Below are 12,145 nucleotides of genomic sequence, written 5' to 3'. Positions count from 1 at the left end.
CGCGGCGCGCTGCGTCGGCTACCGCCCTGCGAACGGCTCGTCCGTGCTCACGATCTCGCGCCCGAGAGGCATCAGTGAGACCGGGATCAGCTTGAAGTTGGCGATGCCCAGGGGGATGCCGATGATCGTGAGGCACTGCGCGATGCCGGTGACGATGTGGGCCAGCGCCAGCCACCATCCCGCGAGGAGCAGCCACAGTACGTTGCCGATGCAGGACGGGGCGCCCGCGTCGGAGCGTTCGACGGCCTTGTAGCCGAAGGGCCACAGGGCGTACAGGCCGATCCGGAAGGAGGCTATGCCGAACGGGATGCCGATGATCGTGATGCAAAGGATCACGCCCGCGAGCAGATAGGCCAGGAACAGCCAGAAGCCGCTCAGCACGAGCCAGATGATGTTCAGGATGGTTTTCACGGGCGGCGACCTGCCATCTGCTCGAGCCGGGAGATGCGCTCCGCCATCGGCGGATGCGTGGAGAACATCTTGGACAGTCCCTGCCCCGGACGGAAAGGGTTCGCGATCATCATGTGACTTGCCGTCTCGATCCGGGGCTCGGGGGGAAGCGGCAACTGCTTGGTTCCCGCATCGAGTTTGCGCAGCGCGCCGGCCAGGGCCAGCGGGTCGCCGGTGAGTTGGGCGCCGGACGCGTCCGCCTCGTACTCCCTGGAACGGCTGATCGCCAGTTGGATGACGGACGCGGCGAGCGGCCCCAGGATCATGACCAGCAGCAGGCCGATGAGACCGGGACCCTCGTCGTCGTCCGACCGGCCGATGGGGATCAGCCAGGCGAAGTTGACGAGAAACATGATCACCGAGGCGAGTGCACCGGCGACCGACGAGATCAGGATGTCGCGGTTGTAGACATGGCTCAGCTCATGGCCGATGACACCGCGCAGCTCACGCTCGTCCAGGATCCGCAGGATCCCTTCGGTGCAGCACACCGCGGCATTGCGCGGATTGCGCCCCGTCGCGAACGCGTTCGGTGCCTCGGTCGGCGAGATGTAGAGCCGGGGCATGGGCTGGCGCGCCTGCGTGGAGAGCTCCCGGACCATGCGGTACAGCGCCGGCGCCTCGAATTCGCTCACCGGACGGGCCCGCATGGCACGCAGGGCCAGCTTGTCGCTGTTCCAGTACGCGTACGCGTTCGTCGCGAGCGCCACGATCAGCGCGATCACAAGGCCCGTACGCCCGAAGAAACTGCCGATGACGATGATGAGTGCGGACAGTCCCCCGAGGAGTACGGCGGTCTTCAGCCCGTTGTGCCGGCGGTGCACAGTTCGCCCTCCTGGTGGTGCGGCAGGGAACCCTCTGCTCACTGGTGCTGTGGTCTTCCACGTCAAGTGGACCCTCCCGTACTGGTCAACGCCAGACGAGGAGCACTAGTTCCCTTGTGCGGGCACGCTGCGCGGTGAGCCGTCCGGGTGACGGCTCACCACGTGATGGCGGCCAGGGCGCGACCGGGCATCCGCCGCCGGGCCGAACGGTCCGCGGCCCGGCCGGAACGGGGCGGTCGCCTCAGAACAGGGCGGTCGCCGAGAACCGGAGCACGAGCTGGGGCGCTCCGGACAGGACGACGCCGAGGACGGCCGTGAGGGCGATGGCCGCCGTGAGCGGGACCGGAACCGCGCGCGGGACGGCGACGGCCTCCCCGGCGGGCGCTTCGGCGACCTCGGGTGCACGGAACAGCAGCGTCGTCCACTGGAGGTAGTAGAAGAGCGCGATCACGACGTTCACCGCCATGACGACGGCGAGCCAGCCGAGCCCCGCGTCGACGGCCGCCGAGAAGACGGTGACCTTGGCGAAGAGGCCGATGACACCGGGCGGCAGCCCCGCGAGGCAGAGCAGGAAGAACCCGAGCACCAGGGCGGTCAGGGGGCGCTCCGCGTACAGACCGCGGTAGTCGCTGATGCGGTTCAGCGGCTTCGTGCGGGCGACCAGTGCGGCCACCGCGAAGGCGCCGATGTTCACGGCCGCGTACATGAGGGCGTACGCGACGGTGGAGCCGATGGCGCGGTCGGCGTCCTTGGTGTAGGCGGCCGCGGCGATCGGCACCAGGAGGTACCCGGCCTGACCGACCGAGGACCAGGCGAGCAGGCGGACCGCACTGTACGCGCGCGTGGCCTGCTGCCGGAGGGCGGCGACATTGCCCGCCGTCATGGTGAGGGCGGCGAGCACGGCGAGCGCCGGGCCCCACACGTCGGCGTACGACGGGAAGGCCACGACGGTGACGAGGATCAGCCCGGTGAAGCCGACCGCCTTGCCGACGACGGACAGATAGGCCGCGACGGGCAGGGGCGCACCCACGTAGGTGTCGGGCACCCAGAAGTGGAAGGGCACGGCGGCCGTCTTGAAGGCGAAGCCGACGAGCGTGAGGACCACCCCCGTCTGGGCGAGGGTGTGCAGCTGCCCGTCGACGTGCTGGAGCTTCCCGGCGATCTGTGTGAGGTAGAGGGTGCCGGTCGTCGCGTAGACGAAGCTCACGCCCAGCAGGGTCACCGCCGTCGCCGTGACGGAGGACAGGAAGAACTTGAGGGCCGATTCGGAGGAGCGGCTGTCGCCGCGCCGGATGCCGACGAGGGCGAACGCGGGCAGCGAGGCTACCTCGAGGGCGACGACCAGGGTGGCGAGGTCCCGGGCCGCGGGGAGCAGTGCGGCGCCCGCGGCCGAGGACAGCAGCAGGAACCAGAACTCCCCCTCGGGGAGTTCCCGCTCTCCCTGCGCGTCCTTGATGGCGCTCATGGACAGCAGTGCCGTGAGGAGGGCCCCGCCGAGCACCAGGAACTGGATGACGAGCGCGAAACGGTCGGCCGTGTAGCTGCACGCCCCGGCCTGGGCGCCCTTGAGGCAGAAGGTGGAGCGGTCGCCGTCGAGCAGGGGCAGCAGCAGGAGCGCGGACGCGGCGAGACCGGCGACCGACACCCAGCCGAGCAGCGCCTTCCTCGCGGCGGGCACGAACAGGTCGGCCACCAGCACCACGAGACCCACGAGGGCGGCGAGGGTGGGCGGCGCGATCGCGAGCCAGTCGACGGACTGGACCAGCGACGGCACCGTCCCGGTCGCCGCGGAGTGGACGAGCGGGGCCGCGCCGGCGGCGACGGACAGGGCGAGCGAGGTCATGCCGCGCCTCCTGCGAGGAGCTTCTGGACGGCCGGGTCGGTGAGGCCGAGCAGCAGCGCGGGCCAGAGTCCGGCGAGGACGGTGAGGGCGACGAGCGGGGTCCAGGCGGCGAACTCGTAGCGCTGGACGTCGGCGAGGCGCGGGCCTGCCGGGGGTTCCTCCGGCACGGCACCCATACAGACCCGCCGTACGACGACGAGCATGTACGCGGCGGTCAGCAGAGTGCCGAGGCCGGCGAGCGTCATGAAGGTCAGGAACGCCGGCCGGCTCAGCTCGGCGGCGGGCTTGAACGCGCCGAACATGGCGAGCATCTCGCCCCAGAACCCGGCGAGACCCGGCAGCCCCAGCGAGGCGACGGCGCCGAACGCGAGCAGCCCGCCGAGGCGCGGGGCGCGCCCGTAGAGCGCGGCTCCGGTCTCCTGGGCCAGGCTGTCGAGGTCGGTCGTGCCGGTGCGGTCCTTCAGCGCGCCGACGAGGAAGAACAGCAGGCCGGTGATGAGGCCGTGCGCGATGTTGGCGAACAGCGCACCGTTGACGCCGGTCGGGGTCATCGTCGCGATGCCGAGCAGGACGAATCCCATGTGGCCGACGGACGAGTACGCGATGAGTCGCTTGAGGTCGCCCTTGGCGCCGCGCTTGGCGAGCGCCAGGCAGGCCAGCGATCCGTAGATGATCCCGACGACGGCGAACGCGGCCAGGTAGGGCGCGAAGGTCCGCATCCCGTCCGGCGTGATCGGCAGCAGAATCCGTACGAACCCGTACGTGCCCATCTTGAGCAGAACGCCGGCCAGCAGGACCGAGCCGACGGTCGGCGCGGCCGTGTGCGCATCGGGCAGCCAGCTGTGCAGCGGCCACATCGGCGTCTTGACCGCGAGCCCGATCCCGATCGTCAGAACGGCGATGAGCTGCACGGATGCGGTCAGCGACCGGCCGTTGTCAGTGGCGAGTGCCACCATGTCGAAGGTGTGGGCGTTGAGTCCGATGAGGAGCAGGCCCAGCAGCATCACGACGGAGCCGAGCAGCGTGTAGAGGATGAACTTCCAGGCCGCGGCCTGCTTGCCCTCGCCGCCCCAGCGGGCGATGAGGAAGTACATCGGGATGAGCACCGTCTCGAAGGCCAGGAAGAACAGCAGCAGGTCGAGGACGGCGAAGGTCGCGAGGGTGCCGGACTCGAGCACGAGGACCAGCGCGACGAAGGCCTTCGGGGAGGGGCCCGCAGGCATCTTGAAGTAGCTGTACAGCGCGCAGAGGAAGGTCAGCAGCGCGGTCATCACGAGGAGGGGGAGCGAGATGCCGTCGACGCCGAGGTGGATGCGCACGTCGAGCGCCGGGATCCAGCTGATGTCGGTGCTCGCCTGGATCTTCGACGGGTTGTTCTGGTCGAAGCCGAGCGCGAGGACGATCGCGGCGGCGAGGACCGCGCCGGTCACGGTCACGCCGTGGCGGAGCACCGCCTGCCCGGGCGACTTCCCCTTCAGCCCGGGAGGCGCCGGCAGCAGGGCCGCGGCGGCCCCGATGAGCGGGCCGACGACGATGAACACGAGAAGGAACTGCATCACGGATTCGCTGATATCGATCACGGCTGCTCACGCTCCGGCGGTGGCGACGAGGACGACGGCGACCACCAGGACGACGGTGCCTGCGAACAGCGCGCTCAGATAGGTCTGCACATTGCCGGTCTGCGCGCGGCGGACGGCCGCGCCGAGCCAGCGGGGGACGGCGCTCGCGCCGCGTACATAGGTGTCGACGACCTCGCGGTCGAGGAAGCGCACCAGGTCGGCCGCCGCCAGCACGGGGCGCACGAACAGGGCCGAGTAGACGGCGTCGAGGTGGAAGCCGACGGCCGCGTGCCGGTACAGCGGGCCGAGCAGCAGACGGCCGGGGTCGGCCGGGTCCGGGGACGGCGTGGCGGTGTGTTCGGCCATGACCTCGGCCTCGACCAGGCCGGCGTACTCCTCGGGGTGGGCGGCGACGGCGCCCATGGGGACGCGGGCGGCCAGCGCCGAGGTGTGGCGCCAGGTGGCATAGGTGACGATCCCGCCGACCAGGGCCAGGCCGGTGCCGAGGACGGAGGTGGCGAGGGTCGGGGTCAGCGAGTTGCCGTCGAACCACTGGGGCAGCACACCGATGCCGAGCCCGAGGCCGATCGTGGGGATGGCGAGCACCCAGAGCACCGCGTTCATGGCCACGGGCTGCTTGCCGTGGTCCGGGGCCTCGCCGCCCCGGCCGCGGAAGGCCAGCAGCCACAGCCGGGTCGCGTAGGCCGCGGTGAGCAGGGCGGTCAGCATGCCGCAGACGAGCACGGTCCAGCCCGCGGCGGCCGGGACGGCCGCCTCGTGGCCGGTGGCCGCGTGCTCGGCGGCGCCCAGGACGGCCTCCTTGGAGAAGAAGCCGCTGAAGGGCGGGATCGCGGCGAGCCCGAACAGCGCCACGCTCATCGTCCAGTAGGCGTCGGGGACCCGGTCGCGCAGATTCCGCATGCGGGACATCGCCGCCAGCGAGTTGGTGCCGGCGGCGTGGATGATCACGCCCGCCGCGAGGAACAGCAGCGCCTTGAAGGCGCCGTGGGTGAGGAGGTGGAAGACGGCGGCCCCGCGGTTGCCGACGGCGAGCGCGCCGGTCATGTAGCCGAGCTGGCCGATCGTCGAGTACGCCAGGACGCGCTTGATGTCGTCCTGGGCGAGCGCCGCCAGCGCCGATCCGGCCATGGTGATCCCGGCCATGACGGCGAGCACGACCAGTGCGGCCGCCGATGCCGTGAAGACGGGAAGGAGACGGGCGATGAAGTAGACACCGGCCGCGACCATCGTGGCGGCGTGGATCAGCGCGGAGACGGGCGTGGGGCCCGCCATGGCGTCGGGAAGCCAGGTGTGCAGCGGGAACTGTGCGGACTTGCCCGCCACACCCGCGAGCAGCAGCAGTGCGATCAGGGTCGGGTGGTGGAGCCCGCCCGCCGCCACGGTCCCGAGGACCGTGGTGATGCGGAACGATCCCGCGTCCACGGCGAGCGCGAACAGGCCGAACAGGAAGGGGACGTCGCCGAGCTTGGTGACCAGGAAGGCCTTCAGCGATGCGGCGCGCGCGTCGGGGGTCTCCCAGTAGTGGCCGACGAGGAAGTACGAGCAGATGCCCATGATCTCCCAGCCGACCAGCAGCACCATCAGATCGCCGGAGTAGACGACCAGCAGCATCGCGGAGGTGAACAGGGACACGAGCGCTGCGTACGAGGGGTAGCGCGGATCGTCGCGCAGATACGCCGTCGAGTAGATCTGCACGCACGAGGCGACGACGCCGACCAGAACGGCGACGAGGACGGCGAATCCGTCCAGGTACAGGGCGAGGTCGATGGGGACCGACCCGGTCGGGGTGAGCTGCGTGGACGCCTGGATCGGCGGGCCGCCTCCCTGACGGATCGCGACCACCACGGCCAGCGCGGCCGACGTGAGGACGGGCAGCACCGCGAGGGGGCGTACGAACCCGGGTGCGGTGCGGCCGAGCAGCAGACCGGCGACGGCACCGAGGAAGGGAAGAAGGGGGACGAGTACGGCGAGGGTCGTGGTGGTCACGCGGCGGCCTCTGTCTTCTCTGCCGTGGCGGTGGCGGGTCCCTCGCCGTCGGGACCGGGGCCGGTCTCGGCGGTGTCGCGGAGCCTGTCGATGTCCGAGGTGCCGCGGTTGCGGTAGACGGCGAGGACGATCGCGAGGCCGATGCCGATCTCGGCTGCGGCGACGGTGATGGTGAACAGGGTCAGCGCCTGGCCGGAGTGCAGGGTGTCGCGGGCGGCGGCGCTGAGCCAGGCGTCGAAGGCGACGAGGTTCAGATTGACGGCGTTGAGCATGAGCTCGACCGACATCAGGACCAGGATCGCGTTGCGCCGTGCCAGCACGCCGTACAGGCCGGTGCAGAACAGCAGGACCGAGAGCACGGCGGGATAGACGAGGTGCATCAGCGGTCCCCTTCCTGGTCCGCGCCGGCACCGGCGCCCGCCCGGTCCGCGGGGACGCGGGCGGCCCCGGCTGCTTCCGCATCCCGCATGGCCGCGGCCTTGCGGGACAGGACGATCGCGCCGACGAGCGCGGCGAGCAGCAGCACCGAAAGGGCCTCGAAGGGCAGGACCCAGCTCTTGAACAGGCTCGCGCCGACGGCCTTGGTACTGCCCTGGGCCGGGCCGTCCAGCTCGATCCAGGTGGTGCGGAAGGCGTCGGCGATCACCCACACGAGGGCGCCCCCCGAGGCGATCGCGACGGTGAGCGCCGCCCAGCGGTTGCCGGAGTCGGCGTCCTCGGAGCGGCCGATGGGCGCCTTGGTGAGCATCAGACCGAAGAGGAGGAGCACCACGACGGAGCCGACGTAGATGAGGACCTGCACCCAGGCGATGAACTCCGCCGTGAGCAGGAGGTACTCGACGGCGAGACCGCCGAGGGCGGCGACGAGCCACAGCGCGGCGTGCACCAGCTGCCGGGTCGTGACGGTGACGACGGCCGCGCCGAGCGTGGCGATGCCGACGAGGAGGAAGACGATTTCGACGCCGGTCGGGGAGAGGAACCCGTGGCTGCTCGCGGCGAGGGTCACGTCGTCTCCTCCTTTCCGGGAGCGTCGGGGGTCGTGTCGGGGGCGGTGGACTCGTCGGCTGCCGGTGCATCGGCGGCCGACTCCGCGGCGGCTTCCCGGGCGGCCTGCTCGGCGGCCGCCTGCTCGGTGGCGAGCTTCTCGGCCGCCTTGCGTGCCGCGGCGAGTTCCTTGGGCTCCTCCGCGCCGGGGTCCAGGGCGGGCGGGGCCGGGACCGTCCACATCCACTCGCGGAGCTTGTCGCGCTCATGCGTGAGCTCGCGGATGTCCGTCTCGGCGTACTCGAACTCCGGCGACCAGAACAACGCGTCGAAGGGGCACACCTCGATGCAGATACCGCAGTACATGCAGAGGGAGAAGTCGATGGCGAAGCGGTCGAGGACGTTGCGGCTGCGCTCGCGCCCGCCCGGGGCGGCCGGCGGCACCGTCTCCTTGTGGGAGTCGATGTAGATGCACCAGTCGGGGCACTCGCGTGCGCACAGCATGCAGACCGTGCAGTTCTCCTCGAAGAGGCCGATCACGCCACGGGTGCGCGGCGGGAGTTCCGGCTGCGTCTCCGGGTACTGCGCGGTGACGGACTTCCTGGTCATCGTGCGCAGGGTGACGGCCAGGCCCTTGGCCAGGCCGGATCCTGGGATCGGCGCCATTACTGCATCACCACCTTGACGACGCCGGTGAGGGCGATCTGAGCGAGCGAGAGCGGTACGAGAAGGGTCCAGGACAGCTTCTGGAGCTGGTCCTCGCGCATCCGCGGGTAGGTGACGCGGAGCCAGATGACGACGAACGCGAGAACGGCCGTCTTCAGCAGGGTCCACACCCAGCCGAGGCCATCGGCGCCCCACGGGCCGTGCCAGCCGCCCAGGAACAGGACGGTGGTCAGCGCGCACAGAACGACGATCCCGGCGTACTCGGCGAGCAGGAACAGCGCGAACCGCAGACCCGTGTACTCGGTGTACGCGCCGAAGATGATCTCCGAGTCGGCGACCGGCATGTCGAAGGGCGGGCGCTGGAGTTCGGCGAGTCCGGCCACGAAGAAGACGAGGGCGCCGACGATCTGCCAGGGCACCCACCACCAGTGGAAGGCCTGCAGGATGCCCGGCAGCGAGACCGTGCCGGCGGCCATGGCGACGGAGGCTGCCGCGAGCAGCATCGGCAGCTCGTAGGCGAGCAGCTGGGCGGCGGTACGCAGTCCGCCGAGGAGGGAGAACTTGTTGGCCGAGGCCCAGCCCGCCATGAGCGAGCCGAGGACGCCGACGCCCATGACGGCGAGCACGAAGAAGATGCCCGCGTCCACGAGCTGACCGACCGCACCGCGGCTCGGGCCGATCGGGATGGCGACCAGCACGAGGAGATACGGCAGCAGGGCCACGGCCGGGGCGAGCTGGAAGATGCGGCGGTCGGCACCTGCCGGAACCACGTCCTCCTTCTGCGCGAACTTCACTCCGTCCGCGACGAGCTGGGCCCAGCCGTGGAACCCGCCCGCGTACATGGGGCCCAGGCGGCCCTGCATATGGGCCATCACCTTGTGCTCGGTCTGGCCGACGACGAGCGGCAGGACGAGGAAGGCGACGAAGACGATGACGAGTCGCAGGACGACGTCGAGCGTGTCACTCACTCGGTGCCTCCTGCGGGGGTCTCGGGGTCTTCGGGGGCTGGTGAGTCTTTGGCGGAGTCGGGTGCCTCACCGGTGCGGGGCGCCTTGGCGGAGTCCGGTGCTTCGGCGGACTCCGGTGCTTCGGCGGACTCCGGCGCTTCGGCGGTGTCTCGGTCCTCGGCGGCGGCCCCGGGTTTGCGGGCATGGGCCGCGGCGGCCGGACTCCCGGCGGTGGCGGAGCCACCGGAAGACTCGGCGGTGCCGGACGTCTCGGCCGTGTCCGGGGCGGCCGCGGCGTCCGGAACATCCGGGGCTTCGCCTGCCCCCAGGGCCCCCGCGGCTGTTGGAGCGCCCTGCGGCCCGGTCCCGCTCCCGCCCGCCTCGTCCGTCCTGTTCGTATCCTCCGGCCGGGCTCGGCCCTCGGCCCCGGCGTCCGCTTCCGGTTCGTCGAAGGCGGGGCGCGCGTGGTGCCACGGCGCATCGGAACTGCGCGGAGCACCCGCGCCCTTCTCCGGCCGCGCCACGGGCTTTTCGGCACCGGCTGCGCGCTGCTCGGCACCGGCCGCCGACTGCTCGGCACCGGCCAGGTCGCCACCGACTGCCGCCTGCTCGGTCCCGGCCGCCGGCTGCCCGGCCTCGGCCGCCCGGGCCTCCGCCTCGCCCGCGGGCGTCGTGTCCGCAGACGTCGTGCCGGCGGGCGCCGTGCCCGCAGGCGCCGTGCCCGCAGAAGTCGTGCCCGCGGGGCCTTCGCCCGCAGCCGGTGTCCCGGGCGCCCCCGCGGCGCCCTCGCGCTGGGAGGCCGAACCGCCGGAAACGCTCCGGGCACGCCGGGCCGGCGCCCCGGCCCCCGGCTCCGTACCCTGCCCGCCGGTCTCCGCCTCCGTACGCTGCGACGCGGAACCCTGCGCAACACTGCGGGCCCGGCGCGGAACCGCACCCTCCGCCCGCGCAGCCGCAGCCGGGGCCTCCGCGGCCTGGCTCGCGGACCCTTCCCCGGCGGTCCGGGCGCGCCGCACCGGCCGCTCGCCGGCCGCCGCCCGCCCCGCACCACGCGCCGGACGCGCCGGTGCGGGCGGAAGCTGGCCCTTGAGCGGACCCCATTCGTTGGGGTCGGGAACCCCGGGCGGCAGCATCTGGCGACGCTTGGGCCCACCGTGCTCCGACTCCCCCGGCTCCTTCGCACCCGGCCACGCCTTGGCGACCCGCGCCGCGAGCACGAAGTCCTTGCGCAGCGGATGCCCCTCGAACTCGTCGGGCAGCAGCAGCGGGGCGAGGCCCGGGTGGCCCTCGAAGTCCACGCCGAACATTTCGTGGGTCTCACGCTCGTGCCAGGCGGCGCCCGCGTACACGCCGGTCGCGGTCGGCAGCACGGCGGCGTCGTGGGGCACCGTCGTGCGGACCAGGAGACGGCGTACGGGTGCGAGCGCGACCACGTGCGCGGACACGAGGAAGCCCGTGCCGGGCTCGTCCACGGCGCTCAGCCAGTCGAAATAGGTGCAGCCGAGCTCGGACCTCGCGGTGCGCAGCGCGTCGATCCAGGAGGCGGGCGGTACGTCGACGGTCAGCAGGTCGTACGACTCTTCGGCCGTGGCCTCAGCGCCGAACAGGTCTTCGACGGGAGCGGACAGCCAGCCGGTCATGCGGCACCCCCGTCGGCGGATGCGGACGCGGGCGGCTGCACGAGCCCGCTCTGCAGCGCGGCGGCGGACGGGCGCCCGCCCGTCGCGTACCGCTCCCCCAGGGACTCGCGGGCGATCTTCTCCTGAAGCTTGAGGATGCCCTGGAGCAGCGCCTCGGGCCGGGGCGGGCAGCCGGGGACGTAGACGTCGACGGGGATGATCTGGTCGACGCCCTTGGTCACCGAGTACGAGTCCCAGTACGGGCCTCCGCAGTTGGAGCAGGCGCCGAAGGAGATGACGTACTTCGGCTCCGGCATCTGCTCGTACAGACGCTTCACGGCGGGCGCCATCTTGTCCGTGACCGTGCCGGAGACCACCATCAGGTCGGCCTGACGCGGGCCGGGCGCAAAGGGGATGACACCGAGCCGGATGAAGTCGTGGCGAGCCATCGACGCGGCGATGAACTCGATCGCGCAGCAGGCGAGCCCGAAGTTGAACACCCACAGGCTGTAGCGGCGGCCCCAGTTCAGGACCACCTTCATGGGCTCGGGGGCGAGGCGGGCGAGAGCACCGAGCCGCTTCGGCTCCGGCAGAAACGTCGGCTCCGGGAGCGGCATCGGCTCGGACCCGCTCGACCTGGGCTGGGTCACGTCCATGCGAGGACGCCCTTCTTGTAGGCGTACAGCAGGCCCACGGCCAGGAAGCCGAGGAAGATGAACATCTCCACCAGCGTGGCCGCTCCGTACCCCGGCGCGGCGAACACCGTCGCCCAGGGGAAGAGGAAGATCGAGTCCACGGCGAAGATCACATACAGGAAGGCGTAGACGTAGTACCGGACCTGGGTGTGCGCCCAGCCCTCGCCGACGGGGTCGACGCCGCACTCGTACGTCAACAGTTTCTCCTGCGTGGGCACGACGGGCCGCAGCAGTCGCCCCGCGCCGAAGGCGACGGCGACGAAGAGCACGCCGATGAGGGCGAGCAGTCCGACGACGGAGTACGACTGGAAGTAGCTCGCCGCGAGAACGGTCGGTTCCGGCACGTCCGGTCCTCGCTCCCTACGTGTTCCCGGTGCCGGGACGACACCGTGTTCGACGATCCTTACGCACGGGAGTCTAGGGCCTGCTAAAGAACGGGTAAGCAGCCCGTCACCGTCGGCGCCCTTGCGATGGCCTGGGAGAACCGTGCGGGGTGGGGTTGTCCCCAGGGTCGCCGCGGCGGTGGACCTCATGGCGCAGCGCCGCGTGGCCGG

At 71.5% G+C, this 12,145-nt stretch carries 12 protein-coding genes; all 12 read right to left on the bottom strand.

Going from position 1 to position 12,145, the window contains the following annotated elements; genetic code table 11:
* Positions 1–18: 18 nt before the first annotated feature.
* Positions 19–411 (bottom strand): YccF domain-containing protein, encoded by a 393-nt coding sequence (locus ACWCP6_RS03510; protein ID WP_450930660.1) that lies wholly within the window; start codon positions 409–411, stop codon positions 19–21.
* Complete coding sequence (htpX, locus tag ACWCP6_RS03505; RefSeq protein WP_450930659.1) at positions 408–1,271, bottom strand: zinc metalloprotease HtpX; 864 nt, start codon at positions 1,269–1,271, stop codon at positions 408–410. Before htpX ends, ACWCP6_RS03510 begins: the two co-directional genes overlap by 4 nt.
* 241 nt (positions 1,272–1,512) lie before the next feature.
* Positions 1,513–3,114 (bottom strand): NADH-quinone oxidoreductase subunit N, encoded by a 1,602-nt coding sequence (locus ACWCP6_RS03500; RefSeq protein WP_450930658.1) that lies wholly within the window; start codon positions 3,112–3,114, stop codon positions 1,513–1,515.
* Positions 3,111–4,694 carry a complex I subunit 4 family protein gene (locus ACWCP6_RS03495; RefSeq protein WP_450930657.1) on the bottom strand — a complete coding sequence of 528 codons (1,584 nt, stop codon included), beginning with the start codon at positions 4,692–4,694 and terminating at the stop codon, positions 3,111–3,113. Before ACWCP6_RS03495 ends, ACWCP6_RS03500 begins: the two co-directional genes overlap by 4 nt.
* A 6-nt stretch (positions 4,695–4,700) precedes the next feature.
* Positions 4,701–6,680, bottom strand: coding sequence for an NADH-quinone oxidoreductase subunit 5 family protein (locus ACWCP6_RS03490; RefSeq protein ID WP_450930656.1), 1,980 nt, complete (start codon positions 6,678–6,680; stop codon positions 4,701–4,703).
* The gene (gene nuoK, locus ACWCP6_RS03485; RefSeq protein ID WP_450930655.1) at positions 6,677–7,060 is read right to left on the bottom strand and encodes an NADH-quinone oxidoreductase subunit NuoK; all 384 of its coding nucleotides are present in this window, start codon (positions 7,058–7,060) and stop codon (positions 6,677–6,679) included. The genes ACWCP6_RS03490 and nuoK overlap by 4 nt, the downstream gene beginning before the upstream one ends.
* Complete coding sequence (locus ACWCP6_RS03480) at positions 7,060–7,686, bottom strand: NADH-quinone oxidoreductase subunit J family protein (RefSeq protein ID WP_450930654.1); 627 nt, start codon at positions 7,684–7,686, stop codon at positions 7,060–7,062. Before ACWCP6_RS03480 ends, nuoK begins: the two co-directional genes overlap by 1 nt.
* Positions 7,683–8,330, bottom strand: coding sequence for a NuoI/complex I 23 kDa subunit family protein (locus tag ACWCP6_RS03475; RefSeq protein WP_450930653.1), 648 nt, complete (start codon positions 8,328–8,330; stop codon positions 7,683–7,685). Before ACWCP6_RS03475 ends, ACWCP6_RS03480 begins: the two co-directional genes overlap by 4 nt.
* On the bottom strand, positions 8,330–9,298 hold the full coding sequence (locus tag ACWCP6_RS03470) for a complex I subunit 1/NuoH family protein (protein ID WP_450930652.1): 969 nt from the start codon (positions 9,296–9,298) through the stop codon (positions 8,330–8,332). The genes ACWCP6_RS03475 and ACWCP6_RS03470 overlap by 1 nt, the downstream gene beginning before the upstream one ends.
* Positions 9,295–10,917 (bottom strand): NADH-quinone oxidoreductase subunit C, encoded by a 1,623-nt coding sequence (locus ACWCP6_RS03465; RefSeq protein ID WP_450930651.1) that lies wholly within the window; start codon positions 10,915–10,917, stop codon positions 9,295–9,297. The genes ACWCP6_RS03470 and ACWCP6_RS03465 overlap by 4 nt, the downstream gene beginning before the upstream one ends.
* Positions 10,914–11,552, bottom strand: coding sequence for an NADH-quinone oxidoreductase subunit B (locus ACWCP6_RS03460; RefSeq protein WP_450930650.1), 639 nt, complete (start codon positions 11,550–11,552; stop codon positions 10,914–10,916). Before ACWCP6_RS03460 ends, ACWCP6_RS03465 begins: the two co-directional genes overlap by 4 nt.
* On the bottom strand, positions 11,543–11,935 hold the full coding sequence (locus tag ACWCP6_RS03455) for an NADH-quinone oxidoreductase subunit A (protein WP_450930649.1): 393 nt from the start codon (positions 11,933–11,935) through the stop codon (positions 11,543–11,545). The genes ACWCP6_RS03460 and ACWCP6_RS03455 overlap by 10 nt, the downstream gene beginning before the upstream one ends.
* Positions 11,936–12,145: the final 210 nt, after the last annotated feature.

It is taken from the genome of Streptomyces sp. NPDC002004 (genome assembly GCF_053593975.1).
The sequence above is the reverse complement of the archived record's forward strand: the minus strand, read 5'-3'. Positions and strand labels throughout refer to the sequence as shown.